Raw genomic sequence first — 19,906 nt, 5'->3', positions numbered from 1 at the left:
TCAACTCGGGATATTCAGGCCACGGATCACGGCCGGGCGGGCGACAAAACCGTCGAGCGCGCGCAGGACGTTAGGGAAATCGGCAATGCCTACCAGATCGCCGGACTCATAAAAGCCGATCAAGTTACGGATCCAAGGGAAGGTGGCGATGTCGGCGATGCTGTAGTCATCGCCCATAAGCCAGGTGCGGCCCAGCAGGCGTTTTTCCAGCACCTGCAGCAACCGCCGCGACTCGGCGGCATAGCGATCGCGGGGGCGTTTGTCTTCGTAGTTCTTGCCGGCAAATTTGTTGAAGAAACCCAGCTGGCCGAACATCGGGCCGATGCCGCCCATCTGGAACATCAGCCATTGGATCGTTTCGTAACGGGTGGCCGGGTCTTCGGAGAGCAACTGGCTGGTTTTTTCCGCCAGGTAAATCAGGATCGCCCCCGACTCGAACAACGCCAGCGGCTGACCGCCCGGGCCGTTGGGATCGATGATCGCGGGGATCTTGTTGTTGGGGTTCAGGGACAGGAACTCGGGGGACAATTGGTCCTGGGTCTCGAAATTGACCTTGTGCGCCTCATACGGCAGGCCCAACTCTTCGAGCATGATCGAGACTTTGACGCCATTGGGCGTAGGCAGCGAATACAGTTGCAAGCGTTCGGGGTGCTGTGCGGGCCATTTGCTGTTGATCGGGAATGCGGCAAGTGCGTTCATCGGGACAGTCCCTGAGGCAGAAAGCCCTCATGATAGTCATCCCCGCGCTGTCGTGCATGGGTCATCAATGCGCAACATCGCCTGGCTATTATCCCGTCCGGGCGAACCAATACGCCCCGCCGCACTCTTAAAAGCGCTGATAGGGTGAAGGGAGGCACCTGGCTAGATCGACAAGGAACACCTCGGGACGCACGTGCGTCACTGGGGCCAGGCTTGTCCGCCTTAACGCGACGCATGAAGACTCGAACCTAAAATGACGATCAAGCCTCTGCGCCTTGTGCAACGACTCAAACGCTATTCCTACATCACGTTACCGCTGCTACTTGTCGGCGGTGCCACAGCGGCCCTCCTCGACGCGCCGGAAAGCCGCGCTCAGCCGGTGGACGGCGTGCAGACCCTGGTATTCCTGCGCCACGGCGAAAAACCCGCCGGCGGCCTGGGCCAACTCAATTGCCAGGGCCTGAACCGCGCGATGAACCTGGCCACGGTATTGCCGGAAAAATTCGGCCCGGCGGATTTTGTGTTCGCCGCCAACCCGACGCGCAATGTCGAAGAAGGCGAGCTGGATAATTCCTACAGCTACATTCGCCCACTGATGACCATCAGCCCCAGCGCCATCAAGCTGGGCCTGCCGGTCAACATCAACTTCTCGGCCAATGACACCAGCGACCTGGCCGATGAGTTGGTCGAAGACAAATACCACAACGCCACCATCTACACCGCCTGGTCCCATGGCTATCTGCCGGAGTTGATCAACAAGGTGGCGAGTGAGGCGTCGGGCGAGAAGCACACCATCACCGACGACTGGTCCGGCAGCGACTACGACACCCTCTACGTATTGACGCTGACCTGGCACAACGGCAAGGCCTCGTTGCTGAGCCGCAACTACAAACAGGGCCTGAACGACGGCGAACAGAACTGCCCAGAGCCGACACAGGTGAGCGCCGACAGCTGACAGCGTATGATGCGCGGCTATCGACTCATCTGCGGATCATCCCCATGTCCAACCTTCTCTCCACCCAGCCCGTCCGGGGCTGGTCGTTCTGGTGGAAACCGGCGCTGTTCCTGCTGGTGGCCTGTGTCGGCCTCTACTACGTCAAGTGGTCGCCCTACTACTTCAAGGCGTTTGTGGCCGCCGACAACCACAGCATCGGCGCCTCGATTCTCAATGATCAGCAAAGCTCGCCCCTGGCGGCGGCGTTGGCCTATGCCCAGGTGTATTTCCTGGCGATCTGGAAAGCCGCAGTCCTGGCGGTAATCCTCGGTTCGCTGCTGCAAGTGCTGATCCCGCGCGACTGGCTGCTGCGCCTGTTCGGCCGGGCCGGGCTGGGCTCGACCGTACGCGGCGGGCTGTTTGCCTTGCCGGGGATGATGTGCAGCTGCTGCGCGGCGCCGGTGGCGGCGAGCATGCGTCGGCAACAGGTATCGGTGGGCGCGGCGCTGGCGTTTTGGATCGCCAACCCGGTACTGAACCCGGCGACGCTGGTATTCATGGGCTTTGTGCTGGGCTGGGGGTTTACCGCGCTACGTCTGGTGGCGGGCATTGTGCTGGTGGTGGGGGTGTCGTTGGTGGCGCAGCGCATCGCACGCCCCGATCAGGTGCCGGAAGCCGCGCTGGAAGCGGTGGCCGATGTGAGCCAGGTCGAAGCCCAACCCTTTTTCAGCCGCTGGATGCGGACGTTGTGGCAGCTGTTCTGGAGCACCATTCCGGTGTACATCCTGGCCGTGCTGATCCTCGGTGCCGCGCGGGTGTGGCTGTTCCCTCACGTAGACGGAGCCATGGCCAACAGCCTGGTGTGGCTCGTGCCGCTGGCGATCGTCGGCACATTGTTCGTAATTCCTACGGCGGCCGAGATCCCTATCGTACAAACCATGATGACCCTGGGCATGGGCACCGGCCCGGCCGTGGCCTTGCTGATGACATTGCCGAGCGTGAGCCTGCCGTCCCTGCTGATGCTACGCAAGGATTTCGACGCGCGGGTGCTGGTAACGGTGGCCGGGCTGACCATGCTGATGGGCGTGGTGTTCGGGTTGATTGCGGTGGTGGTGCTTTAAACACGCGGTGGGGGGGCTGAGGGCGCTATCGGGGGCAAGCCCCCTCCCACCTTTGATAGCTATCGCCTGGGCTGGGTCAACTGAGCCTTAACAGACTGGCATTAGGGCAAGCCCCCTGCCACAGGCAACGCGGCGCGATAGGCCCCGGTATCACCCTCACTCGCGCCGCGCACTCCGCTCGCGCAAATATTCCACCACCGCCCCCTGCTCGCCCGCGAATTCGATGCGGGCGCCTTTGCTTTCGCGCTGGAAGGCGTACATCGGGTCGTAGTACTCACGCAGCAGGCCTTCGATCCAGCCACGGTGCAGGTCCACGGCGCCGCTGCGCGCCTGTTCGGCCAGGGCGTCCTGCAGAATCGCCTGCAAGCGCTGGAACCGTTCGCCCCCCAGGCGTTTATGAATATTGGCCAGGCTCTGGGTCAGCCGCTCGCCGAACAGCGTTTGGCCCTGTTCGCCAAACGTGGCAATGAACTCGGCACACAGGTCAACCACGTAGTCGCGCAGGATACGTTCGACGCGCCCTTGCAGGCTGTCTTCCAGCCACACCATCGGATACGTTTGCATGCCTTTGTGCAACGGCAACGGCAGCGCGCAACTGCCGATCATGCGGCTTTCGTCCTCCACCACGAACTGCTCGATGCCGGCCGCGCGTTTTTTCAGCAGGTCCACGGCCAGGCGATTCTCGAAGTCGATGTTGGACGGTTGCGCCGTGGCGCGCTTGCCGAAGCTGGAACCGCGGTGGTTGGCGTGGCCTTCCAGGTCCAGGGCGTTGCGCAAGTGGCCGAGGACTTCGGTCTTGCCGGTGCCGGTCATGCCGCCGAGCAACACAAAATCACACTGCTGGGTGGCTTGCTCCATGGTTTCGAGCAAAAACGTACGCATGGCCTTGTAACCCCCGCCGACGCGCGGGTAGTCGATACCGGCCTCTGTCTTAAGCCACTGCTGCACAATCTGCGAGCGCAGCCCGCCACGAAAGCAGTACAGGTAGCCATCAGGATGAGCCTGAGCGAACCGCGCCCAGCGTTCAATGCGCTCGGCCTTGATCGCGCCGGATACCAGTTCATGCCCCAGGACAATGGCGGCTTGCTGGCCTTGCTGCTTGTAGCAGGTGCCGACGCGCTGGCGTTCGTCATCGGTCATCAGCGGCAGGTTGACCACGCCCGGAAAGGCGCCTTTGACGAACTCGACCGGCGCGCGGGTATCCATCATCGGCCGGTCGTTAAGGAAAATGCTGCGATAGTCGGTGATGTCAGTTGCCATCAAACCACCTCTACCGCGTGGGTCTGTCGCTCGACCAGTTCACCGATAGGCGCCAGGTTCAGGCCCAGTTCGGCGGCCACGGCGTGGAAATCGGCGTCGCCTTCGGGGGTGACCGCGATCAGCAGGCCGCCGCTGGTCTGCGGGTCGCACAGCACGCGCTTGTGCAGTTCCTGCAAACGCCCGAGCTTGCTGGCGTAGCTGTCGAAGTTGCGCAAGGTGCCGCCGGGCATACAGCCCTGATCCAGATAGTCCTCGATCCCCGGCAGGCGTGGGACATTGGCGTACTCGATGCGGGCGGTCAGGCCGCTGCCATCCGCCATTTCCACCAGATGCCCCAGCAGGCCGAAACCGGTGACATCGGTCATGGCGGTGACGCCGGCCAGTTTACCGAAGCGGCTCCCGGGCTTGTTGAGGGTGCACATCCAGTCGCGAGCCAGGCCGATATCGGCCTCGCGCAACTTGCCCTTCTTCTCGGCCGTGGTGAGGATGCCGATGCCCAGGGGCTTGGTCAGGTAGAGCCTGCAGCCGGCGGTAGCGGTGTCGTTGCGCTTCATATGGCGCTTTTGCACGATGCCGGTGACCGCCAGGCCAAAAATCGGCTCCGGCGCGTCGATGGAGTGCCCGCCCGCCAGGGGGATACCGGCCGCATCGCAGACCGAGCGACCACCACGGATGACCTCGCGGGCAACTTCCGGGGCCAGCACATTCACCGGCCAGCCCAGGATCGCAATGGCCATCAATGGATCGCCACCCATGGCGTAGATATCACTGATGGCGTTTGTGGCGGCAATTCGACCGAAATCGAAGGGATTGTCGACGATCGGCATGAAAAAGTCGGTGGTGGAGACCACACCGCGCTCGTCGTCGATGGCGTACACCGCCGCGTCGTCCCGCGAAGCATTGCCCACCCACAGGTTGGGGTCGAGGTTCTGCGCACCGCTGCCGGCGAGGATCACTTCCAGGACCTGGGGTGAAATCTTGCAGCCACAACCCGCGCCGTGGCTGTATTGGGTAAGGCGAATCGGCTCGTTCATGCTGGACCTCAAACTATCAAGTGCGCGGATTCTACCAGACAGCAAAAGGCCGGCTGGGCTCTTATGAGCACCGCCGGCCTGTTTGTTTCAGGGTTTACTGACGCGCAGCGAGCAAACGCTTATGGCGGTTGCGCCGGGCGATATTCAGGCACTCAATGGCCGCCGAGAACGCCATGGCTGCGTAGACATAGCCTTTAGGTACGTGGGCGCCAAAGCCTTCGGCGATCAGGGTCATGCCGATCATGATCAGGAAACCCAGGGCCAGCATCACCACCGTCGGGTTGTCGTTGATGAACTTGGCCAGCGGTTCGGCCGCGACCAGCATCACGATCACCGAGGTCACCACGGCAATGATCATGATCGGCAAGTGTTCGGTCATGCCCACCGCCGTGATGATGCTGTCGATGGAAAACACCAGGTCCAGCAACAGGATCTGCCCGATGGCCGCCGCAAAACCGATGGTCACGGCGTTGCTGGTGCTTTGTTTCTCTTCGGGCTCCGGGTCCATGCTGTGATGGATCTCGGTGGTGGCCTTCCACACCAGGAACAGGCCACCGGCGATCAGGATCATGTCCTTCCACGAAAACGCCTGGCCGAACACCTCGAACACCGGCGCAGTGAGCTGCACGATAAAGGCGATGGTGCTCAACAAGCCCAGGCGCAGGACCAGGGCCATGCTGATACCGATGCGCCGCGCCTTGGCCCGGTGCTTCTGCGGCAATTTGTTGGTGAGGATCGAGATAAAGATCAGGTTATCGATGCCCAGCACGATTTCCATCACGATCAAGGTCGCCAGGGCGATCCACGCGGTGGGGCTGGCGGCCAGTTGTACAAGGTAATCCATAGGTCAGTCCTGGTGGTGTGCTGGAAAATTAGGTTTCTTGGCTATTCGATTCGTCGGTTTTATCAGCCTGATCGTCTTTCTTCTGCGGGTTGATCAGGCCTTGGGTGGCTTCACTCAGGGCTTGCTCGGCGGCTTTCTGGGTATCGTCGATTACCTGCTTGGCCGATTCCGAGGCCTTGCCGATCACCTGCTGTGCACTTTTTTCGACCTGATCGCAACCGCTGATCATCACCAATGAAAGCGCAAGCAACGAGGCCGCGCCGAAAGAATTGAGTTTCATGCTGTATCCCTCGTTAGAACACTTGGGTCCCAATAGTGGCCCCGCGATAGCGACGCATTCTATGCAGAGCAACACTTCAGCAAAATTCGTATTTTTCCCGCGTATACTTCGCTTTTTACGAAGTGACCACCCTCATGCTTAATTATCGACAACTGCATTACTTCTGGGTCGTGGCCAAAACCGGCAGCATCGTGCGTGCGTGCGAGCAATTAAACCTCACGCCCCAGACCATCAGCGGGCAACTCAGCCTGCTTGAACAGACGTTCGGCATCGCGTTGTTTCAGCGGGTCGGGCGCCAACTGGAGCTGACCGAAGCCGGGCGGCAAGCGCTGCCCTACGCCGAACAGATGTTCCAGACCGGCAATGAGTTGGAAGCCATGCTGCGCGCGCAGCCCAAGGAGCAGCAGATTGTGTTTCGGGTCGGGGTGGCGGATGTGGTGCCCAAATCCATCGTTTACCGGCTGATCGCGCCGACCATGGAATTGAGCGAGCCGCTGCGTATTACCTGCCGCGAGGACAAACTCGAACGGTTGCTGGCGGATCTGGCGATCCAGCGCTTGGACCTGGTGATTTCCGACAGCCCCATGCCCACGCACCTGGATATCAAAGGCTACAGCCAGAAACTGGGAGAGTGCGGCATCAGTTTTTTCGCCACCCAGGCATTGGCCGACCGCCATACCGGCCCATTCCCGCAGCGCCTGCACGGTGCGCCGCTGCTGATTCCCGGCGCGGAAACCGTAGTGCGTAGCCGCTTGCAGCGCTGGTTCGCCGAGCAGCAGATCCAGCCGAAGATCATCGGCGAGTTCGACGACAGCGCCTTGATGCAGGCGTTTGGCCAATCCGGCAGCGGGATTTTCATCGCCCCCAGCGTGATTGCCGACGAGGTGGTGCGCCAATACGGTGTGGCGCTGATCGGCCAGACCGACGCGGTCACCGAGTCGTTCTATGCGATCTCGGTGGAGCGCAAGGTCAAGCACCCGGGCATCGTGGCGATTACCGAAGGCGCGCGGCGCGAATTGTTCACTGCCCTGCCCTGACCGCTCAGGCGTTGGACGCCACCGGCTGCCTGGCGGTCATCAGCCACAGCGCCAGCAGGATCGACACCAGGATAAACCCGGACGCCGCGAACCCGAGGCTGCCGAGGCCGAAGGTATCGATCACATGACCACCGACCATCGCCCCCAAGCCGATGCCCAGGTTGGCCCCGGCAATGTTCAGCGACGCGGCGAACGCCGGCGCATGGGGCGCAGCCTTCATCAGCCGCACATGGCTGACCAGAAACAGCGCCGCCTGGGTCACACCCCACACCGCCATCGCCGCCGCCAGACCGATGGTGGAATGAATGGCCGGCACCAGCGCGACCATGCCCGCGATCATAAACCCGCAGAACACCATGGATGCGATCAACGGATGGCGATCCACCGCACGGCCGCCCAAGGCATTGCCAAGCAAGCCCACCGCGCCAAAGCCCATCAGACACCAGCCCACCAACGTGCCATCGAAGCCGGCCAGGCGTTCAAGGATGTCCGCCAGGTAGGTATAGGCAGTGAACATACCGCTGAATACCAGGATCGACAGCAGGATATGGCCCTGCATCAAGGGGTTGCGCAGGATCTTGAACTGCGAGCGCAGACTCACTTGATCGTTCTTCGGCCGGGTTACCGGCAGGTAGATGAACAACAGCAAGGCCTTGGCCAGGGCCACCACTGCCAGAATGGCGAACGCCGTGCGCCAGCCGAATGCATCGGAAATCAACGTGCCCACTGGGATGCCAAACACCGTGGCGCAGACGATGCCGAAACCGATCTTCTCAATGGCGCGCCCGGCGTAGTCCGGGCCGACGATGTCCACCGCCGTCTCGCTGGCCAAAGCCCAGAACACCGGCAAGCCAAGAGCCGGGATCAGTCGTGCCAATGCCATCACCCAGATATTCGGCGCCAGCGCGGCCACGGCGTTGGCCGCGCCGAACAGAATCAGAATGCTGATAAACAGACGCTTGCGTGGGAAACGCGCGCAATAGGCCGTCAGAAACGGCCCGAACGCCGCCACGGTAAACGCAAACAAGGTCACCAACAGCCCGGCTTGGGACACGCTGACATTCAGGTCGCGGGCAATCGATGGCAGCAGCCCGACAATGATGAATTCCGTGGTCAGCACGGTAAAACCGGCGGCCGACAGCAGCAGGATGGGAAACAGCATGAAAACTCCAGAAACAACGACATCAACGACAGCCCGAAGGGCCCGCTGACGGATAGGAAAGGTGAGAGGCCAGAAGCTTAACAGAGTATGTCCGGCTTTGGCCAAAGCGGGTGACGCGATGCCGCAGCCGCCAGAGCACGCACCACAGCATGCTAGACTTCGCGCCCTGCTTCCTACAGCCCCTTCTGCTCATGGGGCTGCGCACATTAAAAAAACTAGAGACAACCTCTTTATGACTGCTGCCCCTTCGCTCCTTAAACGCCTGACCCGCGTCAGCCTGGTCACGCAAATCGTCATCGGTTTGATCGCCGGGATTCTCCTGGCATTGCTACTGCCCGAAGCAGCCAAAGCCACCGGATTTATCGGCAAGGTGTTCGTCACCGCGCTCAAGGCCGTGGCGCCGATTCTGGTGTTTGTGCTGGTAATGGCGTCGATCGCCAACCATAAGCACGGCCAGGAAACCCATATTCGCCCAATCCTGTTCCTGTATTTGCTCGGCACGTTCGCCGCCGCCGTGGTTGCGGTGGTCGCCAGCATGTGGTTCCCGTCAACGCTGGTGTTGGCCACCCATGACGCCACTGTGAGCGCGCCCGGCGGCATCGGCGAAGTTTTGCAAAGCCTGTTGTTGAGCGTGGTGGACAATCCGGTAAGCGCGCTGATGAATGCCAATTTCATCGGCATCCTGGCTTGGGCCATTGGCATGGGCATCGCCATCCGGCATGCCGGCGAAACTACCCGCACTGTGCTCGATGACCTGTCCAACGGCGTGACCTTGATTGTGCGCGTGGTGATTCGCTTTGCGCCGCTGGGCATTTTCGGCCTGGTGGCCTCCACCTTGGCCACCTCCGGGTTCAGCGCCCTGCTCGGCTACGCCCATCTGCTGGTGGTGCTGATCGGCTGCATGCTGTTCGTCGCGCTGGTGATCAACCCGGCCATTGTGTTCTGGAAACTGCGCCGCAACCCGTACCCGCTGGTACTGCTGTGCCTGCGCGAAAGCGGCATCACGGCGTTCTTCACCCGCAGCTCGGCGGCGAACATTCCAGTCAACCTTGCATTGAGCGAGCGCCTCGGCCTGCATGAGGACACCTATTCGGTGTCGATCCCGCTGGGCGCCACCATCAACATGGCCGGCGCCGCGATCACCATCACCGTGCTGAGCCTGGCCGCCGTGCACACACTGGGCATCAGTGTCGACCTGCCGACCGCCGTGTTACTCAGCGTGGTCGCGGCCATTTGTGCTTGCGGTGCCTCGGGCGTGGCCGGCGGTTCGTTGTTGCTGATTCCCCTGGCGTGCAGCCTGTTCGGCATCCCGAGTGAGATCGCCATGCAGGTGGTCGCCGTAGGTTTCATCATCGGTGTACTGCAGGATTCGGCGGAGACCGCGCTCAATTCGTCCACTGATGTGCTGTTCACTGCGGCGGCGTGCCTGGGCAAACAAAAATAACCGATCCCCCGGGACGGCCTGTTCAAGGTCTGTCCCGGGGAGAAAGCATCACGCACTGGTGCTATCAGGACTGAAGCCTTCAAGCGGTACGCCAAACCGCGAACGGGTTGTCCGATCATAGCCGTACCATTTCCCGGTTATTTCATCCAACTGAGCCGTGATACGTATTGAGTCGCCGAGAGTATTTGTATAAGTGCCGACGGTGACGCCATCTTTTTTATCCTGATGAGCCCGGTCCACACCGCGATTAGCCGCAATGATCCGCCAGGTGGAGGTCCCTTTGCCCCATGCCGACTGCCACCAAGGCAGGCCTCTGGAGACGATGGCTTTTCCTCCGGCAAACGGGTTGGCCGCGCTGATCGCACCCCGTGTCAGGATGCCGCCAGCCCGGCCTGAGAGCCCGGGGCCCAGCCTCGCGATTTTAGCCCCTGCGAAGATGCCTCCCACCGCAAACCCCAACACGTCAAATGCCAGGAAACCAAGCCCCTCGCCTACCTTTCCCTTTTGAAACCTGTCGATAGCGGACGCAAAAGGCACCAAAGTCCGGGTCACCGCCTGTATCTCTTCAAACACCGTTACTTCGGTATCGAATGTGGTGATGCCCCTGGCTTTCTGGGCTAGCACTTCTCGCTCTCCGGGTTTGAAGATATTGCTCAGCACGGTATCGGTGATGTACTGAGTCCGGTCAGACGTGAAGGTTTGCACAGGCCCCGGGGCCTTTTCCCGCGCCCGTCGTTTCTGCTGTGCCTCTTCTCCATCTGCCACCACTTCGCGAATCGACGGACGACTGTAGGTTCGCTTGACGCCGGGATTGGCTCGCTCAGTCAAGGGACCGGACCATTCACCCTTCAGACCCGGTTTCAGGTCGCCCGTCAAATCAGTACGCTTGCGGATATAACCCTGCTGGGGGTTGACCTCATAGACCGTTTTGGTTGCCCCATACTTCGTGACGAACAATAACGAACGGCTATCAGCGGGCTGCTCACTCACCCTTTTTTCAGGCCCCAGATACTTTCCCCAACTCTCACGACTAGAGATGGTTTTTTCTTCGGCATAAACGCTCAGCTCGCCATACTCCAGGGCTTCTCTGTCCTGCGCAGGAAGTTGGGACATCAAGTGTTTGACCGTGACACCCATGGCCCCCTGAAGCGCGTCGTAGTAGTCGGAGACTTCCTTTTCATAGTTGTCGATGGGCGGAATGCGCCGGAACGTTTCGAACATGTCCGCAAAGGGCACCGCCGGGTCAGTGGAGTACCAGCGGGTATGCAATTGCGGTTCGAGAAAAATATCCAGAATCGAATAAGGCCCGCGCAAATACTGATGAGCCTCGGTGGGCATCAGCACCTTGGCTTCAAAATCGACATTGGGGAATGTCGCAGAGAAATGCTCCTTGAGGATCTGCAGCGCTTTTTCCTTACGGGGCACTAATGGCTCACGTTGCGCGTCGGAAGCTTTTTTCAGGGTCTCCAAGCGTTCGCTGGAGAGGGTGCGCGCCCTCTCAATTTCGTCGTCCGTGTAATTGTTGTCATCGCGCTTTGCAATTGCACCGTCCGCCACGGCCCAGTGGATCAACGCCTCACGCCCCGCCAAGGCTTCCACGTCTCTTTCGGCGCTGGTAACGGGCTCAAGGTCGTTCTTGACCAACGCCTCATAGGTCTGCCCTGCTGCCGAGCCAGGCGTGTGGAAGTTGGCCTTGGCGACGATGGCTTTGAGGCCAACCCATCCCGGCGAACCATAGGTGACAGAAGCAGGAACATCTTTGACCAACAGCTCTGGCGCGTGGTGTGACAGCAACAAATACGCTACGACTGGCGCGTTTCGACCGTAGGTCTGCGCCAGATGGTCAGTCAGCCCTTTCACCACCGACGACAGGGGTTTACCCCAATTATCGCGCTGGGACAGATCATAGCCGGCCAACTTGTTTTTTTCGTTTGGATGCATCACCGAATGGCCATTGGCCCCCACCTGAAGCATTGAAAGCAGCCAATCCTGAGGAGTGCCGGCCCCGTTGAACCGCGCCCGCAGCTGCTCACCTACCGTTCGTGCGGCCGGAGCATTGATCATGTTCAGCAGGGCGGTGCGCGGATCCTTCAGCTCGGCATCTGACCATTGATGGCGTTGGAGCATCAGCACCGCTCCGTTATTCGTCGCCGGCAGGTCACCGTGCTGGAGCGAACGATACACGTCGGAGCTGGAAGCCTCGTGAATCGCTTTTTGGGTGGATTGATCAAGGGGAATCGGCCAGGACAACCCACCGCCCAGATCGCCGGATGGCAACGGCGAGGACCGATAAAGGCGGAACACGGCCCCGCTCATATTCCGGACCTCGGCCATCGTGGTCGGTCGCTCCCAGCCAAGGCCATCAATGAAATCTAAAAGATTCACGCGCTGCCCGGCCTTTGACTCGTTATTGAGTTGAAAGCCGGAATCAGGGTCGAGTTGGATCCATTGGCTGCGCAAATAATTGGTGAACCCTTGGGCGCGGTCGTAAGGCCGGCCCCCCGGATATCGATAAGCATGCAAAGCCGCCTGTTCATCCAGATAGTTGTCGCCCTTTACGTACACGTTCAGCAACGCATGCACGAACTTCTCAAGGTCGCGTCGATTGCCCGCATCGCGTTTATCGGCGCTCTGCGCCTGTTCAGTGCTTCCTTCATTTGCTTCCGAGGGCAGGGTTTGGCCCACCGCCGTTGCCTCGCCCGACGCCTCTCGGCGGACTCGGGTGTTCGGGCCGGGCAAAACCGAAGAGGCGCCCTGACTATCCAGCACAGGCGAGGACATGTCCGACGAAGAAAAACGCGATACAGCAGCTGACAGGTGGGGCGTCGTGATCATCTAAAGCCTCTCATACACTCACGGGGATTGGGTGGAGGCACATGCCTCATCGCCTGGTGAGTGCCGCAGCAGAAAGACTTGGTTCACCGCCCTTCTGTAACCTTTTCCGACAAGGTCAGGGAATTCATAACCGCCACCCATAAAAAAACCCGGTGCCGTTCAACGTGGAACGACGCCGGGCTTTTTTGACGCTTGAGCTTAGAAAGCGCCCATGTAGTCGCGCTTGCCCACTTCCACACCGTTGTGACGCAGCAGCGCGTACGCGGTGGTGACGTGGAAGAAGAACTGCGGCAGGCCGTAGGTCAGCAGGTAGGTTTGGCCGCTGAAGCGCTTTTCTTTCGGGGTGCCTGGACGGGTGACGATCTCGATGCCTTCCTTGCCGTCGATTTGCTCGGGCTTGAGGCTGTCGATAAAGGCCAGCACCTTGGCGATCAGGGCTTGCAGGTCGGCAAAGGTCACTTCGTTGTCGTCATATTTAGGCACTTCGATCTCGGCCAGGCGCGCAGAAACGCCCTTGGCGAAGTCGACGGCGATCTGCACCTGGCGCACCAGCGGGAACATGTCAGGAAACAGACGCGCTTGCAGCAAGGCATTGGGCTCGATGTTCTTGGCCGTAGCGTGGGCTTCGGCCTTGTTCAGCACATCGCTCAGGGCGTTGAGCATTTGTTTGAACACTGGAACGGAGGCGGCGTACAGGGAAATAGTCATGGCACTCTCATCGGTAATGGCGGGGTTGCAACCAGCGGCGATTATAGCCATGCCCGCTGCTTGTCTTTTATTTTTTCAGGGATAGGCTAAGGACCTTCACTGCATAGGGAACGCGCGATGACCGCCGAGCACGACACCGATACCCCTGAGCCGCGCCTGAACAGCACGGAAATCCGCCTGCTGGGCTGCCTGATCGAAAAACAGGCGACCAACCCGGAAACCTACCCCCTGACCCTCAACGCTCTGGTACTGGCCTGCAACCAGAAAACCAGCCGCGAGCCGGTGATGAACCTCAGCCAGGGCCAGGTGGGCCAGAGCTTGCGTGCGCTGGAAGGCCAAGGCTTCACTCGCCTGGTGATGGGCAGCCGTGCCGACCGCTGGGAACATCGGGTGGACAAGGCGCTGGAACTGGTGCCGGCCCAGGTGATCCTGATCGGGCTGTTGTTCCTGCGCGGCCCGCAGACGGTCAACGAACTGCTCACTCGCAGCGCTCGCATGCATGATTTCGAGGACACCGAACAGGTCGTGCACCAGCTCGAACGCCTGATCGCCCGCGGGCTGGCGGTGCTGGTGCCGCGTCAGGCTGGGCAGCGGGAAGACCGTTACACCCATGCGCTGGGCGATCCGGCGGATATCGAGGCGATTATCGCGGCGCGGGCAAGCCCGGTGGAGCGTGGCGCCAGCGGGGTGTCCGCCGAACGTATCGAAGAGCTGGAAGCGCGAATCGCCGCGCTGGAGGAACGCTTGGCACAGTTGGAACAGGCCTGAATAGGTGTGGCCGGGGGCCCGATGGCAGTGAGCCAGCCAACACCCTCATCGCCTGATAGATCTATATCGGGGGCAAGCCCCCTCCCACCTTGGATCTGCGCTTGCCTTGAGCTTGGCGCGCCGACCGTTGGGCCACCGAGCTCGAGTGAACGCGGTCAAACCTGTGGGAAGGGGCTTGCCCCCGAGGGCGGTGAGACGATCAATACCTTCATTGCCTGATAGACCTATATCGGGGGCAAGCCCCCTCCCACTTTGGATCTGCCCTTGCCTTGAGCTTGGCGCACCGACCGTTGGGCCACGAGCTAGAGTGAACGCGGTCAAACCTGTGGGAAGGGGCTTGCCCCCGAGGGCAGTGAGCCGATCAATACCTTCATTGCCTGATAGACCTATATCGGGGGCAAGCCCCCTCCCACCTTGGATCTGCGCTTGCCTTGAGTTTGGCGCGCCGACCGTTGGGCCACCGAGCTCGAGTGAACGCGGTCAAACCTGTGCGAGGGGGCTTGCCCCCGAGGGCGGTGAGACGATCAATACCTTCATTGCCTGATAGACCTATATCGGGGGCAAGCCCCCTCCCACCTTGGATCTGCCCTTGCCTTGAGCTTGGCGCACCGACCGTTGGGCCACCGAGCTCGAGTGAACGCGGTCAAACCTGTGCGAGGGGGCTTGCCCCCGAGGGCGGTGAGACGATCAATACCTTCATTGCCTGATAGACCTATATCGGGGGCAAGCCCCCTCCCACCTTGGATCTGCGCTTGCCTTGAGCTTGGCGCGCCGACCGTTGGGCCACCGAGCTCGAGCGAACGCGGTCAAACCTGTGGGAGGGGGCTTGCCCCCGAGGGTGGTGAGACGATCAATACCTTCATGTCTGATCGACCTATATCCAGCTTCCCGGTGCTTTTTTAGAGACGGGCGAAGGCCACGGCTTTTTCGAATTGTTCCTGGGTCGGCCGCACACCGGTATAGAGCACGAACTGTTCCAACGCCTGGATGGCGATCACTTCCAACCCGGTAATCACCTGTTTGCCGTTGGCTCGGGCATGCACAATCAACGGTGTTTCGGCGGGAATCGCCACCACATCGAAGACAGTCCGCGCAGTCTCGATGATGTCTGCGTCAAACGCCAATGCCTCCGCCTCCGCGCCGCCGGTCATGCCGATGGGCGTGACGTTTATCAGCATTTGCGGACGCAGGCCGGTCATATCCCCCTGCCAGGCGTACCCCAGGTGCTGGGCCAGCGCCCGCCCCGCTCTCTCGTTACGCGCCACGATCACACCGTTGGCGTAGCCACCGTCGCGCAGGGCACTGGCCACGGCCTTGGCCATGCCGCCACTGCCACGCAGGGCGAAGGTGGAATCCTGGGGGACCGCATGCTTTTTCAGCAGTTGCTCGACGGCGATGTAGTCTGTGTTATAGGCCTTGAGATGGCCGTGGGTGTTGACGATGGTGTTCAACGAATCGATGGCTTGAACCGAATCGTCGAGTTCGTCCACCAAGGCAATGGCCGCCTCCTTGAATGGCATGGACACCCCGCAACCCCGGATCCCCAAGGCCCGGATACCGCCGATCGCGCCGGGCAAATCCTGGCTGCTGAAGGCCTTATAGTAAAAATTCAGACCCAACTGCTCGTACAGATGGTTATGAAACCGCAAGCCGAAATTACCGGGGCGCGCCGACAGTGACATGCACAGCTGGGTGTCCTTGTTGGGGTGCATCTGCATGGAAAACTCCTGTGAGTAAGCAAATCGGTACAGACCTTACACAACCTTTACCTAGCGGCCGTGCTGTTTTTCAGAAATACGTTGTCTTAAAAGTATCCCCGCGACATGACTTGAGTCCATTGATGGCAGGACACGAGCGCAGGGGCTAACCGAGGAATGACCATGATTCGTACAATCCCCAAGATCGCCTTGCTGGTAGGTGCACTCGCTATGGCTGGCCAAGCCTCCGCCCACGGTGGTGGATGGGCGGGGCCGGCTGCCTTGGGTGCGTTGGTCGGCGCCGCCGTGGTGGGCTCGGTGGTGGCCAGCCAACCCCGCGAAGTCTACGTGCAGCAACCGGTGTATGTGCAGCCGCAGCCTGTCTACGCCGCTCCGCCGCCGGTCTACTACGCGCCACCGCCGCCTGTGTATGTGCAACAGCAAGTGTATTACCGCCCGGCGCCGGTCTATTACGGCCCACCGCGCGGTTACTATGGCCCGCCCCATGGTTACTACCGTCGTGGCTGGTAACTGTTCGATCTGAAACTGGCCTCGCAATCGTGCGAGGCCTTTTTTTTTGCGCCGAGTCCGGTTTTATCGCGTCAAGGTCGCAATGGAGACATTGTCTGGTGCGCAATCGCACATGATAGACACCAATGTCTACTTGCTCGAACAGGGCTCGCGCTGTCATGTTTGCGTCACATAACCCTTTCACTATCGAGCCTGTCCACCCAATAACAATTAAGGACGATTAACCATGCCCACACAAAACCCACACCGTACCGCCGGCCTTTGCACCTCCAGCAAGGTGTACAGTGCCCTGACCGAACTCAAGCACCTGGAAGGTCACCGCAGCGCGAAGTTCCTCGCCTTGCTCGCGGAGAACCTGGTGCGCAAGGGGCTGCTCAGTGAGCAGGAAGTGGTGAGCATGCTGGATCAAGTGGTGGACTGACGCGTGGCATCAATGTCGACTATCGAGACAGTTGATTTTTCCTCAGCCGCCATGGCCCTTAAGGTGACCCCTACCACGATTGGAGGTCCTTATGCCCACTGTACATATCATGTCCGTCATCGGCAGTGCCGTCCCCGCCGCTCTGCGCGCCTCGGGGGTGTTGGCTTGCTGGTACTTGGTACGCGAAGGCGAGCCGATCACCGGCCCGCTGACATCGCTCAAAGCCGCCGAACACCAATTGAAAGCCACCGCCTACCAGTTGGAAGCCTGACGCTACCGGTTTACGGCAATGGCAACTTGACCCGCGGCTTGCTCTCGACAAACAGCGCCCAACTAGACATGAACAGCGCCGCCACCAGCGGGCCGATCACAAACCCGTTAAGGCCAAACACTGACAAGCCGCCCAGGGTCGAGATCAGGATCAGGTAATCCGGCATCTTGGTGTCCTTGCCCACCAGGATCGGGCGCAGCACGTTGTCCACCAGGCCGATCACAAACACGCCGAACAACGCCAGCACCACGCCCTGCCAGATCGCCCCGCTCATCAGGAAATATGCCGCCACCGGCCCCCATACAATGCCCGCGCCCACCGCCGGCAGCAGTGAAAGAAATGCCATCAGCACCGCCCATAGCAGCGCGCTGGGAATGTCCAGGAACCAGAAAATCAACCCGCCTAACGCGCCCTGAGTCACGGCCACCAGCACGTTGCCCTTGACCGTGGCCCGCACCACGCGGTTGAACTTAAGCTGCAGGCGACGCTTTTGCGGTTCAGCCAACGGCACTGCGGTGCGCACCTTGCGTACCAGCTCCGGGCCGTCGCGCAGAAAGAAAAACAGCAGATACAGCATGATGAAAAAACTCACCAGAAAATCGAACGTGCCTTGGCCAAAGCTGAACGCCTGGGTGGCAAAGAATTGGCTGCCCTGCATCGCACTCTTGACGATCTTCTCGCGCAGCCCTTCCAGGTTGCCCATGCCGAAGCGATCCAGCAGATGCTGGAAATACGGCGGCAGGAAATTCTTGAACTGCTCGATATAGCCCGCCACATCCAACTTGCCGCTTTCGATGTTCTTGTACAGCGTGGCCCCCTCTTGTACCAACAAGGCACTGGTGATGATCACCGGCAAAATCGCGACGATCAAACACGCAGTCAGGGTGGTCAGGGAGGTAAGGTTACGGTTCCAGCCGAACTTGAGCTGCAGGCGGCGCTGCATGGGCGCAAAGATAATGCCGAGGATCACCGCCCAGAACACCGCGCCGTAGAACGGCAGCAATATCCAGATAAAGGCAACGGTCACCAGGACCAGCAGTAACAACAGGGTTTTGAATTGCAGGGTGGTTTGGTTCATGTCCGGTCCATGTCAGAAAAGCAATGGGCCTGTGTAGGCCCTGATGCTTAGTCCGCGACGAAACCTGGGAGTGCCCTTATTTATCGCACCCCCGCAAACCGCCCTCTTCATGGGGGCGAAACGCCTGCCTTGGCCTCGTCCAACAATTCCCGAATCATCCGTTCCTGAGCTTCGTAGCGACCTTCGCCGAAGTGGCTGTAGCGTATGCGGCCCTTGGCATCGATCAGGTAATGGGCGGGCCAGTACTGATTGTCGAAGTTGCGCCAGATCGCGTAGTTATTGTCGATGGCCACCGGGTAGGTGATTCCCAGTTTGCGCACTTGGGCCTTCACGTTGTCGATGATGCGCTCGTACCCGTATTCCGGTGTATGGACACCGATCACTACCAAGCCGTCTTTGGCGTATTTCTCAGCCCACGCTTTGACATACGGCAGGGCGTGCTGGCAGTTGATGCAGTCATAGGTCCAAAAATCCACCAGCACCACTTTGCCTTTGAGCGCCTGCGGGGTCAGTTCCGGCGAGTTGAGCCATTCAACGGCGCCGGACAACGACGGCATCGCACCTTGATCGCTATCGGCCAGCGGCTCGGCCTTGACCTTGCTGACCAGGTAATCGACCACCTTGGGCACGTTTTCCAGCACGCCGCTCTCCAGGCGACTGACGCCCTCGGAAGACGTGCGGGCCAGCAGGGTTCGGTCGGCCCCGGTAGTTATCAGCACCGCAGCCGCCAATACCGCCACCCCGGCGCACCGCCGCAGCCAACCGGTAAGCGGAATCCATGCTTTGAGCCGGTTTACCAGGCTACGTCCGGCGAAGATCAGTGTGCCCAGGGACAGCGCGCTGCCCAAGCCATAAGCCAGCAGCAACAAGCTGGTCTGCGCATTGGCGCCCTGCAGCATTGCACCGGTCAGGATCACCCCAAGGATCGGCCCGGCGCACGGCGCCCACAACAAGCCTGTGGCGACCCCGATCAGCAGCGACTTGAGCGGTCCCGACAGCGCCCGACTGTCGGGATCAATGCGATTGCCCAGCAGTACGAAGGGGCGCGCCAACCAGCCACCGATCCGCGCGGATATCAACGACAGCGCAAACAGCACCATCACAATCAACGCCACATGCCGGCCGGTGGCGTTGGTGCGCACCACCCATTCGCTGCTGACCACCGCCAGGCTGGCGATCAGCGCGAAGGTCAGTGCCATGCCGCCGAGGGTCAGCAGGATTGAGCGACGCGTGCGATCGACACCGGCGAACAAAAACGGTACCACCGGCAGGATACAAGGACTGAGGACGGTCAGAATGCCGCCCAGGAATGCGATCAATAGCATGATGTTCACCTTTGGCCGCGCATGGCGGACTCAGTTGTCGCCGATGCAGGCGTCGGACACTTTCTGGTAGTTCAGGACCTGTGTGATGCCGTTGGAATCGAGGTAGGTCATCCGCGCACCCACCACGCCGCATGTCGGCCCGGCGTCTTCAGTGATCGACAGTACTTTGCGGATATCCAAGTGCGTGCCGTAGGTGTAGGTCTGCTGATTGGCACTGGCTTCAGCGCGCGCTGACAAGGTGCAGATATTGAGCGCGGCGAACAGGCAGGCGGCATAGAGGGCTTTGGTGTTCATGGCGATAGGCTCCCGGTTGAGGCGAGGCGGTGTGCCTCGTTGGAACCGATTAGAAAGGCCGCAGGTATCGCGCCTGTGTCGCAAATCGCCGCGTATCAATCGGTGTTTATCCACAGCAACTGGGGATACACAGCGATACAAAAATGACCTGGATCAATAACCC

Annotated in this window: 20 protein-coding genes; 8 read left to right on the top strand and 12 right to left on the bottom strand. The window is 60.5% G+C overall.

Features of this window, described 5'->3' with window-relative positions; all coding sequences use genetic code 11:
* A complete protein-coding gene (locus tag HRH33_RS10820) occupies window positions 1-699 on the bottom strand; it encodes a glutathione S-transferase N-terminal domain-containing protein (protein WP_099313203.1) in 699 nt (232 codons plus the stop codon).
* 253 nt (window positions 700-952) lie between these two features.
* Here HRH33_RS10820 and HRH33_RS10815 point away from each other — a divergent pair, with 253 nt between their 5' ends.
* Both HRH33_RS10815 and HRH33_RS10810 read left to right on the top strand, forming a co-directional pair.
* Complete coding sequence (locus HRH33_RS10815; RefSeq protein ID WP_040267882.1) at window positions 953-1,654, top strand: hypothetical protein; 702 nt, start codon at window positions 953-955, stop codon at window positions 1,652-1,654.
* Window positions 1,655-1,698: 44 nt separating this feature from the next.
* Window positions 1,699-2,754 carry a permease gene (locus HRH33_RS10810; protein ID WP_167417952.1) on the top strand — a complete coding sequence of 352 codons (1,056 nt, stop codon included), beginning with the start codon at window positions 1,699-1,701 and terminating at the stop codon, window positions 2,752-2,754.
* Between the two features lie 156 nt (window positions 2,755-2,910).
* On the opposite strand, the gene mnmH is transcribed toward HRH33_RS10810, so the two are convergent.
* From mnmH to HRH33_RS10790, 4 genes are all read right to left on the bottom strand, one after another.
* Entirely contained in the window at window positions 2,911-4,014 is a 1,104-nt protein-coding gene (gene mnmH / locus HRH33_RS10805) for a tRNA 2-selenouridine(34) synthase MnmH (RefSeq protein ID WP_167417953.1), read from the bottom strand.
* Window positions 4,014-5,048, bottom strand: coding sequence for a selenide, water dikinase SelD (gene selD, locus HRH33_RS10800; protein WP_167417954.1), 1,035 nt, complete (start codon window positions 5,046-5,048; stop codon window positions 4,014-4,016). The genes mnmH and selD overlap by 1 nt, the downstream gene beginning before the upstream one ends.
* 94 nt (window positions 5,049-5,142) lie before the next feature.
* Complete coding sequence (locus HRH33_RS10795) at window positions 5,143-5,892, bottom strand: TerC family protein (protein WP_094066331.1); 750 nt, start codon at window positions 5,890-5,892, stop codon at window positions 5,143-5,145.
* 28 nt (window positions 5,893-5,920) lie between these two features.
* The gene (locus HRH33_RS10790) at window positions 5,921-6,172 is read right to left on the bottom strand and encodes a hypothetical protein (protein ID WP_034112887.1); all 252 of its coding nucleotides are present in this window, start codon (window positions 6,170-6,172) and stop codon (window positions 5,921-5,923) included.
* A 134-nt stretch (window positions 6,173-6,306) separates the two neighbouring features.
* Here HRH33_RS10790 and nhaR point away from each other — a divergent pair, with 134 nt between their 5' ends.
* The gene (nhaR, locus tag HRH33_RS10785; protein WP_167417955.1) at window positions 6,307-7,209 is read left to right on the top strand and encodes a transcriptional activator NhaR; all 903 of its coding nucleotides are present in this window, start codon (window positions 6,307-6,309) and stop codon (window positions 7,207-7,209) included.
* 4 nt (window positions 7,210-7,213) lie between these two features.
* Here the strand turns inward: nhaR and HRH33_RS10780 are convergent, their stop codons facing one another.
* Window positions 7,214-8,371, bottom strand: coding sequence for an MFS transporter (locus tag HRH33_RS10780; protein ID WP_034096859.1), 1,158 nt, complete (start codon window positions 8,369-8,371; stop codon window positions 7,214-7,216).
* Between the two features lie 232 nt (window positions 8,372-8,603).
* Between HRH33_RS10780 and sstT the strand changes: the two genes are divergently transcribed.
* Window positions 8,604-9,815 (top strand): serine/threonine transporter SstT, encoded by a 1,212-nt coding sequence (gene sstT, locus HRH33_RS10775; RefSeq protein ID WP_123480897.1) that lies wholly within the window; start codon window positions 8,604-8,606, stop codon window positions 9,813-9,815.
* Window positions 9,816-9,863: 48 nt separating this feature from the next.
* Here the strand turns inward: sstT and HRH33_RS10770 are convergent, their stop codons facing one another.
* A complete protein-coding gene (locus HRH33_RS10770) occupies window positions 9,864-12,650 on the bottom strand; it encodes a hypothetical protein (RefSeq protein ID WP_167417956.1) in 2,787 nt (928 codons plus the stop codon).
* A 198-nt stretch (window positions 12,651-12,848) separates the two neighbouring features.
* Entirely contained in the window at window positions 12,849-13,358 is a 510-nt protein-coding gene (locus tag HRH33_RS10765; RefSeq protein ID WP_034137724.1) for a DUF1993 domain-containing protein, read from the bottom strand.
* A 117-nt stretch (window positions 13,359-13,475) separates the two neighbouring features.
* On the opposite strand from HRH33_RS10765, the gene HRH33_RS10760 reads away from it, so the two are divergent.
* Window positions 13,476-14,126 (top strand): YceH family protein, encoded by a 651-nt coding sequence (locus HRH33_RS10760; protein WP_034137723.1) that lies wholly within the window; start codon window positions 13,476-13,478, stop codon window positions 14,124-14,126.
* 899 nt (window positions 14,127-15,025) lie between these two features.
* On the opposite strand, the gene HRH33_RS10755 is transcribed toward HRH33_RS10760, so the two are convergent.
* Entirely contained in the window at window positions 15,026-15,844 is an 819-nt protein-coding gene (locus tag HRH33_RS10755) for a shikimate 5-dehydrogenase (RefSeq protein ID WP_034137722.1), read from the bottom strand.
* A 156-nt stretch (window positions 15,845-16,000) separates the two neighbouring features.
* Between HRH33_RS10755 and HRH33_RS10750 the strand changes: the two genes are divergently transcribed.
* The 3 genes from HRH33_RS10750 to HRH33_RS10740 all read left to right on the top strand — a co-directional run bounded on the left by HRH33_RS10750 (window position 16,001) and on the right by HRH33_RS10740 (window position 17,046).
* The gene (locus HRH33_RS10750) at window positions 16,001-16,354 is read left to right on the top strand and encodes a hypothetical protein (RefSeq protein WP_034096854.1); all 354 of its coding nucleotides are present in this window, start codon (window positions 16,001-16,003) and stop codon (window positions 16,352-16,354) included.
* A 226-nt stretch (window positions 16,355-16,580) separates the two neighbouring features.
* Window positions 16,581-16,775, top strand: coding sequence for a hypothetical protein (locus tag HRH33_RS10745; protein WP_034137721.1), 195 nt, complete (start codon window positions 16,581-16,583; stop codon window positions 16,773-16,775).
* Window positions 16,776-16,866: 91 nt separating this feature from the next.
* Complete coding sequence (locus HRH33_RS10740) at window positions 16,867-17,046, top strand: hypothetical protein (protein ID WP_167417957.1); 180 nt, start codon at window positions 16,867-16,869, stop codon at window positions 17,044-17,046.
* A 10-nt stretch (window positions 17,047-17,056) separates the two neighbouring features.
* On the opposite strand, the gene HRH33_RS10735 is transcribed toward HRH33_RS10740, so the two are convergent.
* The 3 genes from HRH33_RS10735 to HRH33_RS10725 form a co-directional block, all read right to left on the bottom strand.
* Window positions 17,057-18,124, bottom strand: coding sequence for an AI-2E family transporter (locus HRH33_RS10735; protein ID WP_167417958.1), 1,068 nt, complete (start codon window positions 18,122-18,124; stop codon window positions 17,057-17,059).
* 107 nt (window positions 18,125-18,231) lie between these two features.
* Window positions 18,232-19,449: a cytochrome c biogenesis protein DipZ gene (locus tag HRH33_RS10730; RefSeq protein ID WP_167417959.1), complete on the bottom strand. Its 1,218-nt coding sequence runs from the start codon at window positions 19,447-19,449 to the stop codon at window positions 18,232-18,234.
* Between the two features lie 30 nt (window positions 19,450-19,479).
* The gene (locus HRH33_RS10725) at window positions 19,480-19,743 is read right to left on the bottom strand and encodes a DUF2790 domain-containing protein (RefSeq protein WP_167417960.1); all 264 of its coding nucleotides are present in this window, start codon (window positions 19,741-19,743) and stop codon (window positions 19,480-19,482) included.
* Between the last annotated feature and the right edge of the window lie 163 nt (window positions 19,744-19,906).

This window comes from Pseudomonas rhodesiae (genome assembly GCF_013285305.1).
Lineage (GTDB): Bacteria > Pseudomonadota > Gammaproteobacteria > Pseudomonadales > Pseudomonadaceae > Aquipseudomonas > Aquipseudomonas rhodesiae.
The sequence above is the reverse complement of the archived record's forward strand: the minus strand, read 5'-3'. Positions and strand labels throughout refer to the sequence as shown.

Bases quoted from the DNA above. Each gene is read 5' to 3' on its own strand.
- HRH33_RS10725 (WP_167417960.1), bottom strand. From the start codon at position 19,743: ATGAACACCAAAGCCCTCTATGCCGCCTGCCTGTTCGCCGCGCTCAAT.
- HRH33_RS10755 (WP_034137722.1), bottom strand. From the start codon at position 15,844: ATGCAGATGCACCCCAACAAGGACACCCAGCTGTGCATGTCACTGTCG.
- mnmH (WP_167417953.1), bottom strand. From the start codon at position 4,014: ATGGCAACTGACATCACCGACTATCGCAGCATTTTCCTTAACGACCGG.
- HRH33_RS10815 (WP_040267882.1), top strand. From the start codon at position 953: ATGACGATCAAGCCTCTGCGCCTTGTGCAACGACTCAAACGCTATTCC.
- HRH33_RS10795 (WP_094066331.1), bottom strand. From the start codon at position 5,892: ATGGATTACCTTGTACAACTGGCCGCCAGCCCCACCGCGTGGATCGCC.
- HRH33_RS10750 (WP_034096854.1), top strand. From the start codon at position 16,001: ATGACCATGATTCGTACAATCCCCAAGATCGCCTTGCTGGTAGGTGCA.
- nhaR (WP_167417955.1), top strand. From the start codon at position 6,307: ATGCTTAATTATCGACAACTGCATTACTTCTGGGTCGTGGCCAAAACC.
- HRH33_RS10820 (WP_099313203.1), bottom strand. From the start codon at position 699: ATGAACGCACTTGCCGCATTCCCGATCAACAGCAAATGGCCCGCACAG.
- HRH33_RS10730 (WP_167417959.1), bottom strand. From the start codon at position 19,449: ATGCTATTGATCGCATTCCTGGGCGGCATTCTGACCGTCCTCAGTCCT.
- HRH33_RS10770 (WP_167417956.1), bottom strand. From the start codon at position 12,650: ATGATCACGACGCCCCACCTGTCAGCTGCTGTATCGCGTTTTTCTTCG.
- HRH33_RS10810 (WP_167417952.1), top strand. From the start codon at position 1,699: ATGTCCAACCTTCTCTCCACCCAGCCCGTCCGGGGCTGGTCGTTCTGG.
- HRH33_RS10765 (WP_034137724.1), bottom strand. From the start codon at position 13,358: ATGACTATTTCCCTGTACGCCGCCTCCGTTCCAGTGTTCAAACAAATG.
- selD (WP_167417954.1), bottom strand. From the start codon at position 5,048: ATGAACGAGCCGATTCGCCTTACCCAATACAGCCACGGCGCGGGTTGT.
- HRH33_RS10735 (WP_167417958.1), bottom strand. From the start codon at position 18,124: ATGAACCAAACCACCCTGCAATTCAAAACCCTGTTGTTACTGCTGGTC.
- HRH33_RS10780 (WP_034096859.1), bottom strand. From the start codon at position 8,371: ATGCTGTTTCCCATCCTGCTGCTGTCGGCCGCCGGTTTTACCGTGCTG.
- HRH33_RS10790 (WP_034112887.1), bottom strand. From the start codon at position 6,172: ATGAAACTCAATTCTTTCGGCGCGGCCTCGTTGCTTGCGCTTTCATTG.
- HRH33_RS10760 (WP_034137723.1), top strand. From the start codon at position 13,476: ATGACCGCCGAGCACGACACCGATACCCCTGAGCCGCGCCTGAACAGC.
- sstT (WP_123480897.1), top strand. From the start codon at position 8,604: ATGACTGCTGCCCCTTCGCTCCTTAAACGCCTGACCCGCGTCAGCCTG.
- HRH33_RS10740 (WP_167417957.1), top strand. From the start codon at position 16,867: ATGCCCACTGTACATATCATGTCCGTCATCGGCAGTGCCGTCCCCGCC.
- HRH33_RS10745 (WP_034137721.1), top strand. From the start codon at position 16,581: ATGCCCACACAAAACCCACACCGTACCGCCGGCCTTTGCACCTCCAGC.